Below are 18296 nucleotides of genomic sequence, written 5' to 3' on the forward strand. Positions count from 1 at the left end.
TACGTGCGGGCGCGGGGCCAACCCCCCACATGCGGGGTCGCCGGCCCGGCGACTTCCCCCGGGAGGGTGGGGGGGGGGGCCGCCCCGGCCGCCGCCGCGGCGGCGGTCGCGGTGGGTTCGTGGGTCATGGTTCTCCTCGCGGGGTGCGGGCGGGCGGGACGTGGCGAGCCGGTCAGCTGTCCCGTTCCAGTAGCACGAGCCGCTGTTCGAGGGCAAAGGCGAGGAACGTGCGTACCTCGGCCTCGGACCCCAGTACGGAGGCCCGCACCCGGCCACCGCGCGCCAACAGCCGCATCGCCTGGTCGAAGCGTGCGTCGATGCGGTACCGGCTGCCCAGCGAGGCCACCAGGAGCGTGTCACCGGAACGTGTGACCGCCGGTGGCAGCCGCGCGGCCCAGCGCACCAGCAGCTCGTCCAGCTCCGGCAGGTCATCGCCGAGCGACCACGGCAGGTTGGCGCCCGCGCGCCGGTCGAGCGACCGGGCCCTGGCCGCCGTGTCGAGGTCGGTGAGGTCGGCGAGGTCGCCGTCGGGCACCACCAGGTCCTCGCCCCGGCTGGCCCGGTGGGCCAGCTCGGCGAGCACGATGTCGTGGTCCGACGGCACGCAGAACCCGAACGTCCAGTGCACGCTCGACCCGCCGAGGCCGGTCACCTCGTGGTCCCAACCGGTCGGCACGTGCAGCACGTCACCCGCGGTCAGCACGGTGTCGAAGACCGGCGCGTCCTGGTCCGGGGCGAACACCCGCCAGTGCTTGCTCCCCTCGGCCTGGACCACGACCACGTTGTGGTTGTCGTGGTGCCGGCCGAACGCGGAACTGCCGGTGTGGCTGACGAACCCGTTGCACCAGGCGAGCCGGCCCACCGCGTACTCGAGCAGCTCCCGGTCCGCCTGTAGTCCACTGTGGAGCCGGTCGGCGCCGTTGACGTTCAGGGTCGAGCCGATCGACAGCTCGTGCACGAGCACGTTGGCCCGCATCGTTCGCTTGACCACGCTGAGACCGTTCAGCGTGGACGCCAGGTACAGCTCCGGGTCGGTGTGGCCGTGCTCGGTGATGATCCGGAACATGCCGGGGTCGAAGGTGGACGTCGCCAGCAGCTCCTCGACCACCGACCACCCCAGCTCGGCGCGGGCGCGCTCCGGATCGACCCGGCCCGTCAGGCAGGCACGGGACAGCCGCTCGCGCGGGCCCAAGGCGTCCAGGACGTCGGTCATGATCGGTTCGTACGCGATCGTGGTGGTCATGGGCGCGCTCCGATCCGGCGTACGCCGCCGCAGGTTTCCAATGCGCTGAACAGCCCGTACGCGAGAGATTCCGCCGTGGCCGCGCTCAGCGCGTCGAGCAGTTCCGGCCCGCTGAACCGCCGGTCCGAGGTCAGCACGTCGATCAGTGCCTCCGGCTGGCACCCGGTGGGCAGGGTGATGGTCCGGCCGCCCACGAACAACGCGGCCCGGTGCGCGGCGGGCACTACCGGCCGGGTCGTCACCACGAACTCGGCCACGCCGATCTCGTCCGCCTTGGTGGGGTGCAGTGGCACAGCGGTCTTCTTCGTCCACGCGGCCGACCGCAGCCGTCGTTCCGCGTCGTCGAGCGCGACGGCGAGCTCCTTCTCGAACGAGTCCCCGACCAGGTCCGCGGCCGAGACCCGGATCGCCTCGCTCGCCGGGAGACGTTGGTCGTCCGGGTGCGGCGCGAGGTGCATGACGACGTTGGCCAGCTCCTGCCGGAGGTCCCGCGGGTAGACCGTCAGCCCGAGGAACGCGGAGTACCCGATGTTGCGGAAGACGTGGAAGTCGAACGCAGGGATGAGCAGGAAGTCCCCTGGCCGCAACACGAAGTGCCGGGCCGTGGGCAGCAGGTGCGTGAAGTCGAACGTGATCTGGCGGCCGTTCGGCAGCTTCGGCAACGTGGCCCGGTCGAAGACCCAGACCTCCTTGGGCGCGGGCCCGAGGTGGAAGATCATCGACGGCTCGGGGTCCGAGTGCAGCCCGAACGGGGTGAAGCCGGACCGGCCGACGAACGAGTACCACTCGAGACCCGACCGCGGCTCACCGGCCGACTCGACGAGCGGCAGCGTGAGTTCGGCGGCGAGCAGGTCGGCCATGGCGGGCGACCACGTGTCGACCTCGTTGAACGCCAGGCACATCTCGTCGGCCGGGCACTGCTCGTCGAACCACGCGCCGAGGTCCCCGCCGTCGAACGCCGAGTGCGTCAGCCCCTCCGCCGCCGGGTAGTCCAACCGGTGTCCACTGTAGACGCGGAACCGCGGTGCGGAGACGTCCTCGGGGCCGGCGCGTGTGGTCGCGCCGCGGACCGCGTCCCGCAGGCCCGCCTCGAGCGCTTCCGGTCGCCGTACGAGACCTGGGATGTGCCGCACCGAGGGGAAACCCGGCCCTTCGGAGTGGCCGAACGCCCGCCACCGGTCCTGGTCGACGACCGTCACGACACCACCGCCAGCACACCGAGCCGGGCCAGGCTCTTGGCCGCCGCGACCGAACGTTCGGCCGTCACCCCCGGGTACAGCTCGCTCGCCAGGACGATCTCGCCGGGCGCGAGCCCGCGCAGCCGGTCCGCGACCGCGTCCGGAACGGTCAACGTGGCGGCCGTCGAAGCGGTCTTGGCCGTACGGACCCTGGCCGCGTGCGAGCCGAGCACGAGCGTGGTACGGCCGTCCACGCTGTCGCCGAAGGCCAGGTCCTGGCCCGGTTCCCGGGTGAGCCGCGCGTCCGGGCCGACACCGTCGACCCGCGCGAGGTCCACGAACGTGGTGGTGCGCCTGCTGTCCGCGCCGTCGGCGCGGCCGGCCCGCCGGAGCCGCCGGACCTCCTCGGCGGTGTCCACCTCGCCCAGCCTCTTCGCCAGGTGCACGAGCGCCGCCGCGAGCCGTGGCTCGGTCGTGTCGTCCAGGAGGGGGAAGTCGGCGAACTCGGGGTCGTCGTCCAGCAGCGCGGCGACCGTGTTGGCGACGAGGTCGCGCACCAACCGTGGCTCCACGACGATCGACAGGTGCAGCGACATCTCGTTCTGCGCCGCCGCGACGTGCGGGGTGCTGTACGGCAGGTACAGCACGTCACCGGGCCGCAGCACGGTCCGCTGCGCGGGCTCACCGAGTTCGTCGAGGCTGTAGTGCCCGGTGTCGTCCCGGCGGTCGGGCCGCGTGGGCCACAGCTGCCATTCCTTGGTTCCCGCCAACTGGACGACGAACACGTCCACCGGGTCGTGGTGCGGGGCGTACCCCCTCTTGCCCGCCGGCGTCAGGAACGCGATGGCGTCGCTGCGGGTGGCGAACTTCTCGTTCAACATCGCCGTGAGGTCACGCAGGTTGGGCCGTACGTGGTTGATCGAGTTCCAGGTGACGGTCGCGCCGGAGCGGAACAGCTCGTGCACCCGCCGGGGATCGACGGCGTCGGCGACCGTCTCGTTCTGCACGACGTGCGTGCGCGAGTATGTGACCTCACGGACCGACGAGCCGTCCTTCGCGATCCGCAAGTACGGCAGCCGTATCGCGTCGTGGCTCAGCAACTCGTCGAGGTCGGCGACGGCCAGCACCTCCCGTGGGTCGACCGGGAGCGCGTCCCGCCGCAGCAGCGGCGCGTGGTTGAAGTACCGCTCGAAGAACGCCGCCTCGTCGCCGACGAGGTCGGCGAACGTCGGTGTGTACAAGGTTCCCCCTTTCGTGGGCGGTCAGCCTGAGACGCGGTCGCGCCAGTCGAGCCATGCCTGGACCTCGGTGAGGTCGTACCGCGCGCCGCCGACCGCGAGCGTGAAGAGGCTCGCGCCGGCCTGCCGGAGCGGTTCGCCCCAGCGGTCGGGCGCCCCGGGCGCGCGCCAGTCGCGGCCACCTCCGCCGACCGCCACGGCCACCTCGATCTCGTCAAAGTCGCGGCCGATCTCCGCGCAGTACCCGCGCAGCAGGGTGATCCGGGGGACGAGTTCATCCTTGACGGAGAAGCTGTGCCAGATGTCGGCGTGCCGCGCCACCAGCGGCAACGTCTTGCGCTCGCCCGCGCCGCCGATCATCACGGGCACGTGCCCCACCGGGCCGCGGTCGGGCCCGTGCAGCCTCTCCCGGATGACCGGCAGCGCGGTCGCCAGGTCGTCGATCAGTTCGCCGGCGGGCTTGACCGGGTAGCCGAACCCGGTGAAGTCCGCTTCGGACCAGCCGGCGCCCAGACCGAGGACGAGCCGGCCGCCGGACACGTGGTCGACCGTCCGCGCCATGTCCGCGAGCAGGTGCGGATTGCGGAATGCGACGCAGGACACCATCGGTCCGATGTGGACCGTTGTGGTCTGTTCCGCCCACGCGGCCAGCGTGGTCCAGCACTCGAAGTGCTGCCCGGTCGGCGGGCCGTACAGCGGGAAGAAGTGGTCCCAGGTGAAGACCGCGTCGACCCCGAGCGCCTCGGCCCGGCGGACCGCGTCACGGAGCAGGCGGTACGGCGCGTGCTGGGGGTGCAGTTGCACGGCGATGCGGACGGGGCGTGGGGAACGTCCCCGAACGAACGGTTCGGTCATGCCTGGCCCCCGCCTTCCGCCTGGTCGAGTGCGGCGGCGAAGTCCAGCCACGTCATCGCGTGCTCACGGGCGAGGTCGGCGACCGCTGCCGTCCAGTGGGCGGGCACGCTGATGGCGAGTTGTCGCCAGCCGTCCTCGGTGAGCCGGTGCGAGTTAAGCAGCCGCAGCAACGTCCGCCCGCCGTCGGTGTGCCGCAGCGACGGATCGGTGGCCAGCTTCCTCAGCACGGCGCCGGCGTTGCCGTGCGAACCGCGCGGTGCGGTACGGGCCGGCGTCGGCTGCTCCCCTTCCGGCCGGGCCGCGGTGATCCGCTTGCGCACGTCGTGGGCGGTGCTGACGGAGATGCCTGCGGCCTTCGCGACCTGGCGCAACGACGCGTTCGGCTGCCTCGCCATGATCTCCTCGGCCACCCCCCGGCGCGCGCTCCTGCGCGCACGTGCGACCCGCACCGCGGCCAACCCGCCGGGCCGGTCGCGCCGGACCCGGCCGACCGTCTTGTGGTCGAGCCCGGTGACGCCCCCGATGGCCCGGTCCGACCAGTCCGGGTGCGACCGCAGGATCCGCGCCGCCGCGGCCTTGCGGTCCGCGAGGGACAACGGGAGCCCGTGCGAGATGTTCGTGCTCACCGCGAGCACGAAGATCTGGCTCAGCTCGCAGTGCTTGAACTCGACGGCGATGGTGTCCTCACCGCGCAGCTGCGCCGCGCGGATCCGGTGCACGCCGTCGATCACCAGCATCGTGTCGTAGTGCACGAGGATGGGCGGCATCGGCGTGTCCGCCTCGGCCAGGCGGGCGACGTGCTCCTCGTCCTGTCCGGTCAGCCGGGGCGAGTCGCCGATCGTCAACCGGTCGATCGGCACCCGGCAGACCGCGTCCCCGGCCTCGACCACGGCGAGGTGCGGGGTTCGCCGCGCGGCCAGTTCGTCGGCGCTCATGCCGCCTCCCCCCGTCAAGTCGGACTCCCACCAGGGGGAGACTGATCCGCCGAGCTATGCGTCTGTCAAAAGCCGCTCTGAGCGGACCCCCGGCCATGCCCATGTCAGCCCCGTACGTGGGGAAGCGTTGCTCCGGCGCCGGCCACCACCCGGGACGTCGTCGGGTCGTGACCGTGCGGCCATACTGGACGGCGGACTCTGCGGATTTCTTGCGCGATTTCTGCATTCCGCAGGTCGGGGTTGGCAACGGGAGGACTCGGCGGCATGTTGCGGCTGCTCGGTGAAGTGACGGTGCACACCGACGGAAACCGGGTCGACCTTGGGCCCGCCAGGCAACGGTGCGTCGTCGCCGCCCTCGCCCTCGACGCCGGCCGGGTGGTGCCGGTGGACCAGCTGATCGAGCGGGTCTGGGGGCAGGACGTGCCCCGCCGCGGCCGTGCGACGCTGTACAGCTACCTCTCCCGGCTGCGGCAGGCGCTCGCCGGGTTCGACTCCCTGCGGATCACCCGGCGGCCCGGCGGTTACACCCTCGCCACCACCGGCACCGCACCCGTCATCGACGTCCAGGCCTTCCGCGACCTCTGTGCGACCGCCCGCCAGCAACCGGACGCCGCCGAAGCCGCCCGGATGCTCACCCAGGCGCTGGACCTGTGGCACGGCGAGGCACTGACCGGCCTGACCGGCAACTGGGCCACGGTGGCACGTGCCGCGCTCGTCGAGGAACGCACCACCGCCCAACGCGACCTGACCGACGCGCGGCTTCGCGCCGGAGCCGGTGAGCACCTCCTGGCCGACCTGGCCCGCCAGCTCGCCGACCGGCCCCTCGACGAACGCCTCGCCGGCCAGTACCTGCTCGCCCTGCACCAGGCCGGCCGCACCGCCGACGCCCTGGCCCACTACCTGCGCATCCGCGCGCGCCTCGTCGACGAACTCGGCACCGAACCCGGTACCCACCTCCAACAGCTGCACGCGACCCTGCTGGCCACCCACCAGGCACCGGCGCCCACTCCCGCTTCCACACCCGCGGCCCCGGTGCGCCAGCTACCGTCCGCGCCCCGGCGGTTCGTCGGCCGCCACATGGACATCGGCCGCTTGGACACCGCGCTGACCGGCACACCAGTGGTCATCTCCGCCATCGCCGGCGCGGGCGGGATCGGCAAGACCTGGCTCGCCCTGCACTGGGCCCACCGGCACACCAGCCGGTTCCCCGACGGTCAGCTGTTCGTCGACCTGCGCGGCTTCAGCCCCGACGACACCCCCATGACAGCTGCCGCCGCCCTGCACGGTTTCCTCGACGCGCTGGGCGTCGACCTTGCGCGGATCCCCACCGACACGCACGCCGCAGCCGCGCTGTTCCGCAACCTCATCGCCGGCAGACGCATGCTCATCCTGCTCGACAACGCCACCGACAGCGGCCAGGTGACCCCGTTGCTGCCCGGCAGCGACACGTGCACCGTCCTGATCACCAGCCGCACTACGCTGACCAGCCTCATCGCCCGCCACGGCGCCCACCACCTGTCCTTGGACGTGCTCTCGCCCGACGAGGCACGGGACCTGCTCACCGACCGGATCGGCGCCGACCGGGTGGCGGCCGAACCCGACGCGCTCACCCGCGTCGTCGAGCTGTGCGGCGGGTTCCCGCTGGCGCTGAGCCTCGCCGCCGCCCAGGCCCTGACCCGTCCGCAGCTCACCCTCGCCGGGCTGGCCGCCGAACTGCGCGACCTCGGCTTGGACGCGCTCGCCGACACGGACCCCGCCGCCAGCCTCCCGGCCGTGCTGTCCCTCTCGCTCACCACGCTCACCCCCGAACAGGCCACCGCCTACGCCCTCCTGGGCATCGCCCCCGGCCACGACATCGGTCTCGACGCCGCCACCAGCCTGCTCGGCCTGACCAAGAAGAACACCGCTGACATCCTCCGCGGCCTGGCCCAGGCTTCCCTGCTCACCAGCACCGACACCGGCCGCTACCAGCTGCACGACCTGATCCGCCGGCACGCCGCCGAGACCGCCGACGACCTCCCGGACGGTGTCCGAACGGAAGCGCTGGGCCGGGTGGTCGACTTCTACCTCCACACCGCCGGCAACGCCGACGCCGTGTTCAACCCGACCCGCCCGTCACTGGGCCTGACACCGCCGGCGGCCGGCAGCGCGCCGCTCGCGATCGACGACGACAAAGCAGCCATGCGCTGGTTCAACACCGAGCACGACAACCTGCTCGCCGTCCAGCAGGCGGCGGCGAACCGGAAGATGCACAGGGTCACCTGGGGCCTGGCCGCCACGATGGAGACCTACCACCGCCGTCGCGGCCACTTCCGGGACAAGCTCGCCGTGTGGACGGCCGGGGTGGACGCCGTGGCCCACCTCGCCGACCCCACCGCGCACCTGATCGCCCACCGCCTGCTCGGCCGCGCGTACGGCGACCTCGGCCAGCACGACAAAGCCGACCAGTCCCTGCGCAACGCGCTGGCGCTGGCCGAGCAGCACCACGATCACCTCAACCAGACCCACATCCACCGGACGCTCGCCGGTGCCGCGATGTCCCGGGGAGACAGCCACCAGGCCCGCACGCACGCCGAGGCCGCGCTGCGCATCGTCCGAACCCTCGACGACCCGCTGTGGGAGGCCGGAGCCCTCAACGCGGTTGGTTGGTACGCCGCCAAGTCCGGTGACTACGCCGCAGGTCGCGAGCACTGCCAGGTGGCGTACGACCTCTACCTGCGCCGCGAGAACGTCGAAGGCCAGGCCACCACCCTGGACAGCCTGGCCTACATCGCACACCACACCGGCCGGTACACCGACGCGATCGACCACTACCGAACCGCGATCACGCTCCTGCGCGAGATCGGCAACATGCCGTTGGAAGCGGACGCGCTCCACCAACTCGGCCATCCCCACGCCGCACTCGGCCAGCTCGACGAGGCCCGTAAGGCTTGGCAGCAGGCGCTGGCGCTGTACGAGCAGCTTGGCCGCGAGACCGAAGCGCGGCAGGTACGGCGACTGATGGACGGCCGGCCCGCTGAAGCGTGACCATGTCAGCGAGCAGGTGACCTCGGCACCCCGGCCAACGACAGCACCGCCGCCACCACCCGCGCCAGCCAGCACCCCGAACACACCGGGATAGCCGCCCAACACCCCAGCCAACGCGGAACCCACCTACGGCGCGAACGCGGCGTGATCATCAGCGGCGCCGACAACAGCCCGCTGAGCCTGCCGTAATGGGCGCTGCCCCACCGGTCCGTCACCGCGGTCGCCTGCACGAGCGTGAACACACCCCGCTGTTATGAGTCGTTAGTTCGGCTGTAGTTGGTATGGTGTGGTATGCCGAGCCCGAAGGTTGTCCCGGTCGTGCTGTCGGAGGAGGAGCGGCAGGTTCTGCTGGGTTGGAGCCGGCGGCGGAAAACAGCGCAGGCGCTGGCGGCGCGAGCACGGATTGTGTTGCGGTGCGCCGAAGGCGGCACGATCGGGCAGGCTGCCGCGGATCTGGGTGTCTCCCGGGACATGGTCTCCAAGTGGCGGTCGCGGTTCCTGATTGAGCGGCTGGAGGGCCTCTCGGACGAACCGCGTCCTGGGCGGCCCCGGTTGATCACGGATGACCGGGTCGAGCAGATGATCACCAAGACCCTGGAAGAAACACCGGGCAAGGACACGCATTGGTCGACACGGTCGATGGCCTCGGCCACGGGCCTGTCGCAAACAGCGGTCTCGCGGATCTGGCGGGCGTTCGGACTGAAACCCCACGCGATCGAGACCTGGAAGCTCTCGACTGATCCCCAGTTCGTGGACAAGGTTCGTGATGTCGTCGGCCTGTATATGGCCCCACCGGAGAACGCCCTGGTGCTGGTGGTGGACGAGAAAAGCCAGATGCAGGCAATCGATCGGACCGCACCGATCCTGCCGCTCATGCCGACCACGCCTGCGCGGATGACTCATGACTATGTCCGCCACGGCACCACCAGTTTGTTCGCAGCCTTCGATGTCTCCAGCGGGTCGGTGATCGCCCAGCACTATCGTCGCCACCGCCACCAGGAATTCCTCCGCTTCCTGAAGCTGATCGACGACGCCGTCCCCAAGGAACTCGTTCTCCACCTGGTGCTGGACAACTACGCCACCCACAAAACCCCGCAGGTCAAGAACTGGCTGCTGCGCCATCCCCGGTTCCACGTGCACTTCACCCCGACCAGCAGTTCGTGGCTGAACCTGGTCGAGCGCTGGTTCGCCGAGCTGACCAACCGGAAACTCCGCCGCTGCGCCCACCGCAGCGTCACCGCACTGGAGAAAGACCTACGACAGTGGACCGACGAGTGGAACGCCAACCCGAAACCGTTCGTATGGACCAAGACCGCTGACGACATCCTCGACACCCTCGCCGCCTACTGCGGCCGAATCAACGACTCACAACGCTAGAAGATGAAGCCGGGACCGCCGGTGCCCTGCTGCTGGTAACCCTGGTGCGTGCCCTCGAAGCGGAGACCCGCCACCATCGAATAACCGTGGTACTTGGTGAACGGGGTCGCGCCGGCCAGCCGTTCCGGCCAGGTCTAACCGTTCGACGTCACCTTGGTCAAGGTCTTCTCGGTGGCGTAGTTCGCCAGCGAGTTCATCCAGTTCTCCGCGCCGACCAGGGCGAGCTCCTGCCCGAACGGAGCTATGAACGCCGTCACGGAATCCTGGCTGTTGGTCAGGGTGACCAGCGCTTCCAAGCTCGCGTCGCGAAGGTCGTTGAAGTATTCGCGAGCGGTCAGCACGTCCTCCCGCGTGCCCCACCGGGTGATGTGCCCGCCGATCAGGGCGTCGAAGTCGTACTCGAGGATCTTGTCGTGCGCCTCCACGAAGCCACTGATGAGCGACGAGTGGCGTCCATGTGCATGAACCCGACGCTGCCCGGAGTCACGATGTCGATCTTGGTGAGCACTTTCTGCGCCGGCGCGTAGATGTAGATGTTGCCGGGGCTGCGGTCCTCGCCCTTGTAGGCCAGTTCCAGCCGGACACCACCGACCTCCAGCGTTTCCTCCGTGGAGAAGGTGTCGGTCGGCAGGGGTTCGTCGAAGCTGCTGCGGGCGATCAACCACCTGGAGCGGCTCGACAGCGGGTATGTGAGCGTCGGTGGGGAACTGGTGGGTGTGCGGGTGCACGGTGACCGGTTCAAGGAGCTGAGCGAGCGCGCGATCCTGCGCCAGCGCTCCCGGATCGGGTTCGGGTTCCAGCACTTCAACCTGTTTCCGCACTTGACGATCCTCGACAACCTCGTCGAGGCCCCGATCGTCACGCAGCACGTCCCGCGGGCGCAGGCCGAAGCTCGGGCGCGGGACCTACTGGCCCGGGTCGGGCTCGCCGGTCGGGAGAGCGCTTTCCCGCGCCAGCTGTCCGGCGGCCAGCAGCAGCGGGTCGCGATCGCCCGCGCGCTCGCGCTCGAGCCGGAGCTGATCCTGCTCGACGAACCTACCTCGGCGCTCGACCCCGAACTCGTCGGCGAGGTGCTCTCGGTGATCCGTGACCTCGCCCGCAGCGGGACGACGCTGATCGTCGTCACCCACGAGATCCGCTTCGCCCGCGAGATCGCCGGCCACGTCGTGTTCCTCGACGGCGGCCGCGTCGTCGAAACCGGGCCGCCCGAACAAGTCCTCGACCACCCCGCTCACGACCGCACCCGGGAATTCCTCGGGAAGGTCACCCGGACCGAAAGCGCAGGAATCGCATGAGGCGCCGCACCTTCCTACCCCTCGCCGCCGTCACCGCCGCCTTGCTGACCAGCGCGTGCGGCGGCACCCCCCAGGCAGCGGCGAACGCCGACGGCACCCACTCCGTCGCCGTGGCCGCCAACACCACCGACGAGCACCCCGTCACGCTGACCGTGCCGACCGTCGCCGAGATCCGCGCGAAGGTCCCGAAGGCGATCCTCGACCGGGGCAAGCTCGTGATCGGCGTGGGCGCGTTGCCGTCGGGTTTCCCGCCGCTGGCCTACGTCGGGACCGATCAGCGCACGCTCACCGGGGCTGAACCCGACCTCGGCCGGCTGGTCGCCGCGGTGCTCGGGCTGGAGCCCGACGTGCAGAACGCTTCGTGGCAGAACCTGTTCGTGCGCCTGCAAAGCGGGCAGTTCGATGCCGGGTTCTCCAACATCACCGTGACCGAGCAGCGCAAGCAGCAGGGCTTCGACTTCGCCGCCTACCGCGAAGACAACCTGGGCTTCGAGGTCAAGCGAGACAACCCCTGGAACTTCGACGGCACCTACGAAAGCCTGGCGGGCAAGACCGTGGCTGTCGATTCCGGGACCAACCAGGAGCAGATCCTCCTGGAGTGGCAGAAGCGGCTGCAAGGCGAAGGCAAGAGGCTCGACGTGCGCAATTTCGCGGACAAGAACAGCACGTACCTGGCGCTGGACTCGGGCCGCATCGACGCCTACTTCGCGCCGAACCCCGGCATCGCCTACCACGCCGCGCAAACGGCGAAGACACCGAACCCGACACGCAGCGCGGGCAAGTACTCCGGTGCCGGCGCGACACTGCAGGGCCTGATCGCCGCGACCACCAAGAAGGGCAACGGACTCGTCGAGGCGCTGTCGGCCGCCATCGACTACCTCATCCAGCACGGCCAGTACAAGCAGTGGCTCGCGGCCTACGGGCTGCAGAACGAGGCCGTGCCGCAGGCCGCGGTGAACCCGCCCGGGCTCCCGCTGGACAATTCGTGACCGCGGAGTCCGTTTTGGACGAGCCCGCGTGGGCCTCGCTGACCGGCCCGCACGCCCGCTTCGCGCAACGGCGCGGCCGGATCGTGCGCTACCCGGTCGACGTGGCACCGTTCCTCGCCGTCGACCCCGCGACGAGCGGACCGGTGTGGGACGACCTCGCCGCGCTCGCCGGCCCGGGCGAGGTCGTGCCGTTCCTCGCCCGGGCCGGAAATCCGCCGCCCGGCTGGGAGATCCTGCGGGAAGCCGCCGGGGTGCAGCTGGTCGACGGCGGTGTCGCGGCCGCCCCCGACCCGGAGGCGGTGCGCCTGACCGAGGCCGACGTACCGGAGATGCTGGACCTGGTCGCCCGCACCCAGCCCGGCCCGTTCCGCACGCGCACCGTCCTGCTGGGCACCTACCTCGGGCTGCGCCACCGCGGCGCGCTCGTGGCCATGGCCGGCGAGCGGTTGCACCCGCCCGGCTGGACCGAGATCAGCGCCGTGTGCACCGACCCCGCCTACCGGGGCCGCGGCCTGGCGACCCGGCTGGTGCTCGCGGTGGCTGCCGGGATCCGCGACCGCGGGGAGACCCCGTTCCTGCACGCCGCGGCTCAGAACCACACCGCGATCCGGCTGTACGAGTCACTCGGCTTCCGGCTGCGGCACCGCACGGTGTTCGGCCAGATCCGCGTGCCACCCGCGCCCGGCGGTCCCGCGGTGCCCGCCGCACAGCTGAAGCCGACGGCGTGACGGGCCGCGGTCCGGCCCTCAGGCGAGGCCGCCGAGCACGTCGAAGGTGCGGCGCTGGTCCTCGGGGCTGCCGAGGTCGGTCTGGGTGAAGACGACTTCGGTGGCGCCCGCGTCGAAGTAGCGACGCACGGCGTCGGCGACGAGCGCCTCGTCGCCGACGACCGCGAGCTCGCCGGCGCTGCGTGCTCCCGCGAGGGAGACCACGCGCTGGTAGGAGGGCACCTGGTCATAGAACGCCATGTCGCGCAACGATTTTTCGCGGCCGCCTTCGACGTCGGCCGTGACGGTGCCGGCGACGAAGGCGACGATCCGCGGTGCGGGGCGGCCGGCCCGTTCTGCCGAAGACCGGCCGCGAGTCCTCACCGGTCCTTTGCAGACGCCCAGAATGCGGGACCGCTCATCCGGGCAGCAACGGGAGCTGTTCGCATGCCGTCAGGTCTGTCCGGGGCAGGGCGGAACCAGCCATGGTGAACGCGTTGGATGCGGAAGCCGCCTCGCCTTGTCACCGCCGTCCTCAACTCGTTCGGTCCTGGGTCGTGGGCTTTCCGCTCGACGTCGTGCGCACTTACCGCCGGTGAGCCACGGGCGGCTGTGGGCCACCTCTCCGGCAACGTCGAAGCAGCTGGGCGCTGCGAGGTCAGCTCAATCGCCGGGCCGGGACCCACGCTGGTGCTGCCGAATTTCGGGAAGCAGGGCTGATCGGCCTGGTTTGGTGCACCGTCCGTCGGCTGCGTCGGCCTCGCTTGAGGTCCTCAGGCCGAAGGGACCCCTCCGCTACCTCGACGACGTGCGGCACAAGGTCGTGTCGGGCGCGATGGGCGGATCGAAACCTGGCCGCCATCCGCGACGGCCTCCGGTACGCGGCGGCCCGCCGCCACCGGCCCCCAGCGAATGCGCCCACTTCCCGACCTCATCCCGACGCCCGGTCGTGGGGCTATGACGGAATGACGAACACTCCGGAAAGTGCCTGACGCTTCTTTACTTGTGCCCGGACGGTGTGGTCATACTGGGTGTGAGGGGAGTACTTCCGCAGGGTTATCCCGGTCAGTACGGACATCCCGTGTGGTGTCCTCGGGTAGCCGCCCCGATGGGTGAAGGAGACCTCGAACGCGTTGTTGTTCGAGGAGGTCCTGATGCCCGATTCGCCTGTCGTGCCGGCCGCGTCCGTGGGTTCACCGGCACTGTGGGCCGTGAGTATCGCGGTTCTGCTGGGGCTGCTGGTCGCCGATTTCGTGGTGACGCGTCGCCCGCACGAGGTGTCGATGCGGGAGGCCGTGGGGTGGTCGGTGTTCTACCTGACGCTGCCGGTGCTGTTCGGGCTTTGGTTGTGGGCGGCGTTCGGTGGTGGCCAGGCGCTGGAGTTCCTGACGGGCTTCGTGGTGGAGAAGTCTCTGTCGGTGGACAACTTGTTCGTGTTCATGCTGCTGCTGGCCGCGTTCGCGGTTCCGCCGGCGGTGCAGCAACGAGTACTGCTCTACGGCATCGTCGGGGCGCTGGTGCTGCGCGGCGTGTTCATCGCCGCCGGCGCCGCCCTGCTGTCGGCCGGCACGTGGGCGTTCCTCGTGTTCGGGGTGATCCTGTTCGTCTCGGCGCTGAAGATCCTGCACCAGGCGGTGACCGGTGCGGACACCGAACCGGACACCTCGCGGATGCGGTCGGTGCGGCTGCTGCGCCGGCTGATGCCTGTCGCCGACGACTACCACGACGCGCGGCTGACCGTCCGCGAGCTCGGCCGGCGGGCGCTCACGCCGCTGGCGGTCGTGGTGGTGGCCGTGTTCGTGACGGACGTGGTGTTCGCGGTCGACTCGGTACCCGCGGTCTACGGCATCACCGCAGACCCCTACCTGGTGTTCGCCACCAACGCCTTCGCCTTGCTCGGCCTGCGCGCGCTGTACTTCGTCCTGCACACCGCGCTGAGCAAACTCGTCCACCTCAACCACGGCCTCGCGATCATCCTCGCGTTCATCGGCCTGAAACTGGTCCTGCACTGGGCCCACGGGCTTTGGCCGGCAGTGCCGCAGATCCCCACACCGGCTTCTCTGGCCGTGATCGTCACCATCCTGGCCACGGTCACCCTGACCAGCCTGCGCGCAGGGCGCCGGGATGCCGATCTCGCCGACCACACCCGCGAGCGGACCACCACACCGGGGGACTGACCGTGCTCACCACACTCATCATCAACGCCCTGATCGAACTGTTCATCACCCTGCTCGTCGTCGCAGCACTGACGATCACCTGCGCCGCGCTGATCCCGCCTCGCGGACCACGTCCGTGACCCTGCTGTCCACTCCGGACGCTCTCACGCACTTCTGCGAGGGCACGTCCGAAATCGCGCCACGCGAGTCGAAATCAGGCGAATCGACCGACCGCGCCTACCGCTGTCGCGCAAGTGATCGGCGGACGCAGGGTATGCGGGCGGGCGTCAGGCTTGCCTTGGTCGTACACCGCAGCGGACGCTTCGGCGATCATGCCCTGTCGGTCGCGATTCGGCCGAAGCTTGCGGGTACCGGCGAGCTGCCTACTCGCTCCGACACGCGTTTGCGCCACATGACGTCGGTTGGCTGGGGACTGGGGCCGGATTCGCCGTGATGGTCAGTACACCGATTCGGGCAAGAGCCGCGCCTTGGTGGAACGCACCCTGGGGCGCAGCGATGAGGTAGGTCGGCCACTGCCGCGACCACCACGTCGATGGACGGCCGGTGGGGGAGTCCTCGTCGAGTCTGTGGAACCGAACGATCTCGTCCTGATCGAAGACGAATGTCGCCGGAATCGGCAGCACCCACGCAGGGCAGTGACCGTGGCTGATGCGGGGCGGTGGCCGGCCGCGTCATGGACCATGGCGCGCTGGATGCCTGGTTTCTGACAGATGTCACGGCCAGGTGGTGGACAACGTCGCTACCGGCGGGATGGGCAGTTGATCAGCATTGCGGGTATGACGAACGAGAATGACTCGACTGTGACCGTGACCGACCCTGACGCTCGCGAGAAGCTGCGTATTGCCCGGGCGCTGCTCGGTGGATACGCGGTGGTGAGCGCGCTGACCCTGCTGGCGATCGTGGTGTTCAGCGGCGACCCCGCGATCGTCACCAGTGCGGTGTGGGTCCGTGGCTCGATCCTCGCCGGTGCTTCGCTGGTCACGTTCGCGATCGGTGTGGCCATGGCCAAGGGCTCGCGCAGCAGCTACCGCCGGGTGCAGATCATCGCGCTGGCCCAGGTGGTGGCGATCGTCGTGATCGAGTGCGTGCCCGGCGCGTTCCCGATCTGGTTCAAGATCGAGAACGGGGTGTGCGGTGCGTTGTTGGTCCTGGTTGTCTTCCTGACCTTCGCGCGGACCGTGCGCTCCGCTTTCGTGGCTCGTTGACCACCGGATCCGTGCAGGTCCACCTGGGTGTCGGTACGGTCGGCGACGTGGACGACGGGCTGAGGTCCCAGGAATCGCGTGGCCTGGACGAGTGGCGCCGGCTGTTGCTCTCGCTGGGCATGCTCTGCTACCCGTTCCTGGCCGCCGTCGGTGTCGCCCAGCACGCGCGCGGCGCCGGCCTTGTGGTCGGTTACCTGCTGCTGGTGGCTGTTTCCGCCTGCTACCTGGCCATCGTGGTGGCCTCCATGCGGACGTGGTGGCGGGCCTACTGGTGGCTGCTGGCGGCGATGACGGTGCTGGCCGTGCTGGTGGCGCCGCTTGCGCACGAGAACGTGCTGATCCTTGCTTCGATGATCGTGCCGGCGGCGGCAGCGCGCGTCGCCGGCCGGACAGCGCTCGCGCTTGTGGCGGTGGGTGCAGCGGGGTGTGTCGTGGTGCCGATGGTGGTGCCGGGCTGGAGCACCGGCCCGGCCTGGTACTTCGCGGTGGCCGTGGTGTTCACCACGCTGCTGGTCCACGCGTTCAGCAGTACCGCCACGGCCAACCAGCAGCTGCGCGAGGCCAGAGCGGAAGTGGCCCGGCTGGCCTCGGAGGCCGAGCGCAACCGGATCGCCCGCGACCTGCACGACCTGCTCGGCCATTCGCTCACCGCCATCACGGTGAAGAGCGGTCTGGCCAGGCGGCTGGCGGTCGGCGCACCGCCCCCGGCGCTGGAGGAGATGGAGTCGGTGGAGCAACTGTCCCGCCAGGCGCTGGCCGACGTCCGGGCCGCGGTGTCGGGGTACCGGGACGTGACGCTCGCCGGCGAGCTTGCCCGCAGCCGGGAGCTGCTGCGAGCGGCGGGGGTCGCCGCCGATCTGCCCACCGCCTACGACGGCGTGCCGCCGGAGCGGCAGGAGCTGTTCGGCTGGGTCGTGCGGGAAGGGGTGACGAACGTGGTCCGACACGCACGGGCGAGGCGGTGCACGGTCGAGCTGACCGCGTCCTCGGTGGAGGTACGCGACGACGGGACCGGTGGGCCGGCGGGAGCCGGGTCCGGGCTGGACGGCCTGCGCACCAGGGTGGCCGCGGCCGGCGGGGTGCTGCAAGCCGGCCCGACGCGGCCGCACGGGTGGTTGCTGCGAGTGGAGACGCCGCGATGACCATCCGGCTGCTGCTCGCCGACGACCAGGAGCTGATCCGGCAGGCGCTGCGTGCGCTACTCGGCCTGGAACCGGATTTCGAGGTCGTGGCCTCGGTCGGCCGGGGCGACGAGGTGACGGCCATGGCGCTGGAACACCGCCCAGACGTCGCGCTGCTGGACATCGACATGCCCGGGCTGGACGGCCTCGCGGCGGCGGCCGTGCTCGCCGCACAAGTGCCCGCCTGCCGTGTGGTCATCCTGACCACGTTCGGCCGCACCGGCTATCTGCGCCGGGCGATGGAGGCGGGCGCCGTCGGGTTCGTGGTCAAGGACGCTCCGGCCGACACTCTCGCCGACGCCATCCGGCGCGTGGCGGCCGGAGAGCGCGTGGTGGACCCGGCGCTGGCGGCGGCCACCCTGGCCGCGGGCGAGTCACCGCTCACCGCCCGCGAACGCGATGTGCTCATCGCCGCCCGCTCCGGCGCCACCGTCAGCGAGATCGCGGCCAGGCTGTACCTCGCCGAGGGCACCGTGCGGAACTACCTGTCCGGGGCCACCACCAAGACCGGCACGCGCAACCGGATGGAGGCCCTGCGGGTGGCCGACGAGCGCGGCTGGTTGTGACCGTTTCGGGGACGGGTGTTGGGGGAGTACGTGCAGCACGTTGGCGTCAGTTGTTGTGGTGCCAGGTTCTCCCGAATCTTGGGAGATCTCCTGTGCGTGGGGGTTCAAGTCCCCCATTGAGCACGCGTTCGCGGGAAATATCCCAGGTCGGACCGGCACGCTTCAGTCTCGTCAGCGAGTCTCGACCTCGGGTTGCCACGCCGCGCGGCATCGAGGTCTCGAATCTCAACTGGGCAGCTTCATGCGTGTGGTTAGTGTCGGACACTCAATTACCCCATGGGGCTCGGGGTGGCTTCGGGTTCAACCAGTGAGAGAACCTGCAG

Annotated in this window: 16 protein-coding genes; 9 read left to right on the forward strand and 7 right to left on the reverse strand. The window is 70.5% G+C overall.

What is annotated here, in order from left to right:
- Positions 1-172: 172 nt before the first annotated feature.
- From ACIA77_RS42655 to ACIA77_RS42675, 5 genes are read right to left on the reverse strand one after another with little or no spacing between them, the layout of a single operon-like run.
- The gene (locus ACIA77_RS42655; RefSeq protein ID WP_395891860.1) at positions 173-1243 is read right to left on the reverse strand and encodes a JmjC domain-containing protein; all 1071 of its coding nucleotides are present in this window, start codon (positions 1241-1243) and stop codon (positions 173-175) included.
- Positions 1240-2442: a hypothetical protein gene (locus ACIA77_RS42660; protein ID WP_395891861.1), complete on the reverse strand. Its 1203-nt coding sequence runs from the start codon at positions 2440-2442 to the stop codon at positions 1240-1242. Before ACIA77_RS42660 ends, ACIA77_RS42655 begins: the two co-directional genes overlap by 4 nt.
- Positions 2439-3662, reverse strand: coding sequence for a JmjC domain-containing protein (locus ACIA77_RS42665; protein WP_395891862.1), 1224 nt, complete (start codon positions 3660-3662; stop codon positions 2439-2441). The genes ACIA77_RS42660 and ACIA77_RS42665 overlap by 4 nt, the downstream gene beginning before the upstream one ends.
- Before the next feature lie 21 nt (positions 3663-3683).
- Complete coding sequence (locus ACIA77_RS42670; RefSeq protein ID WP_395891863.1) at positions 3684-4514, reverse strand: LLM class F420-dependent oxidoreductase; 831 nt, start codon at positions 4512-4514, stop codon at positions 3684-3686.
- Positions 4511-5449, reverse strand: coding sequence for a ParB/RepB/Spo0J family partition protein (locus tag ACIA77_RS42675; RefSeq protein ID WP_395891864.1), 939 nt, complete (start codon positions 5447-5449; stop codon positions 4511-4513). Before ACIA77_RS42675 ends, ACIA77_RS42670 begins: the two co-directional genes overlap by 4 nt.
- A gap of 264 nt (positions 5450-5713) precedes the next feature.
- Here ACIA77_RS42675 and ACIA77_RS42680 point away from each other — a divergent pair, with 264 nt between their 5' ends.
- Positions 5714-8476 (forward strand): BTAD domain-containing putative transcriptional regulator, encoded by a 2763-nt coding sequence (locus ACIA77_RS42680; protein ID WP_395891865.1) that lies wholly within the window; start codon positions 5714-5716, stop codon positions 8474-8476.
- Between the two features lie 291 nt (positions 8477-8767).
- Positions 8768-9853 (forward strand): IS630 family transposase, encoded by a 1086-nt coding sequence (locus ACIA77_RS42685; RefSeq protein WP_395891866.1) that lies wholly within the window; start codon positions 8768-8770, stop codon positions 9851-9853.
- Between the two features lie 134 nt (positions 9854-9987).
- On the opposite strand, the gene ACIA77_RS42690 is transcribed toward ACIA77_RS42685, so the two are convergent.
- Positions 9988-10278 carry a hypothetical protein gene (locus tag ACIA77_RS42690; protein WP_395891867.1) on the reverse strand — a complete coding sequence of 97 codons (291 nt, stop codon included), beginning with the start codon at positions 10276-10278 and terminating at the stop codon, positions 9988-9990.
- Between the two features lie 183 nt (positions 10279-10461).
- Here ACIA77_RS42690 and ACIA77_RS42695 point away from each other — a divergent pair, with 183 nt between their 5' ends.
- From ACIA77_RS42695 to ACIA77_RS42705, 3 genes are read left to right on the forward strand one after another with little or no spacing between them, the layout of a single operon-like run.
- Positions 10462-11148: an amino acid ABC transporter ATP-binding protein gene (locus ACIA77_RS42695; protein ID WP_395891868.1), complete on the forward strand. Its 687-nt coding sequence runs from the start codon at positions 10462-10464 to the stop codon at positions 11146-11148.
- Positions 11145-12137: a transporter substrate-binding domain-containing protein gene (locus ACIA77_RS42700; RefSeq protein ID WP_395891869.1), complete on the forward strand. Its 993-nt coding sequence runs from the start codon at positions 11145-11147 to the stop codon at positions 12135-12137. The genes ACIA77_RS42695 and ACIA77_RS42700 overlap by 4 nt, the downstream gene beginning before the upstream one ends.
- Positions 12134-12865, forward strand: coding sequence for a GNAT family N-acetyltransferase (locus tag ACIA77_RS42705; protein WP_395891870.1), 732 nt, complete (start codon positions 12134-12136; stop codon positions 12863-12865). The genes ACIA77_RS42700 and ACIA77_RS42705 overlap by 4 nt, the downstream gene beginning before the upstream one ends.
- 18 nt (positions 12866-12883) lie before the next feature.
- Here the strand turns inward: ACIA77_RS42705 and ACIA77_RS42710 are convergent, their stop codons facing one another.
- On the reverse strand, positions 12884-13228 hold the full coding sequence (locus ACIA77_RS42710; protein WP_395891871.1) for a hypothetical protein: 345 nt from the start codon (positions 13226-13228) through the stop codon (positions 12884-12886).
- A gap of 770 nt (positions 13229-13998) precedes the next feature.
- Between ACIA77_RS42710 and ACIA77_RS42715 the strand changes: the two genes are divergently transcribed.
- The 4 genes from ACIA77_RS42715 (at position 13999) to ACIA77_RS42730 (ending at position 17973) form a co-directional block, all read left to right on the forward strand.
- On the forward strand, positions 13999-15021 hold the full coding sequence (locus ACIA77_RS42715; RefSeq protein ID WP_395891872.1) for a TerC/Alx family metal homeostasis membrane protein: 1023 nt from the start codon (positions 13999-14001) through the stop codon (positions 15019-15021).
- Positions 15022-15797: 776 nt separating this feature from the next.
- On the forward strand, positions 15798-16226 hold the full coding sequence (locus ACIA77_RS42720) for a hypothetical protein (RefSeq protein WP_395891873.1): 429 nt from the start codon (positions 15798-15800) through the stop codon (positions 16224-16226).
- Positions 16223-17368: a sensor histidine kinase gene (locus ACIA77_RS42725; protein ID WP_395891874.1), complete on the forward strand. Its 1146-nt coding sequence runs from the start codon at positions 16223-16225 to the stop codon at positions 17366-17368. The genes ACIA77_RS42720 and ACIA77_RS42725 overlap by 4 nt, the downstream gene beginning before the upstream one ends.
- A complete protein-coding gene (locus tag ACIA77_RS42730; RefSeq protein WP_395891875.1) occupies positions 17365-17973 on the forward strand; it encodes a response regulator in 609 nt (202 codons plus the stop codon). Before ACIA77_RS42725 ends, ACIA77_RS42730 begins: the two co-directional genes overlap by 4 nt.
- Positions 17974-18296: the final 323 nt, after the last annotated feature.

This window comes from Amycolatopsis sp. NPDC051903 (assembly GCF_044452505.1).
Classification (GTDB): Bacteria; Actinomycetota; Actinomycetes; order Mycobacteriales; family Pseudonocardiaceae; genus Amycolatopsis.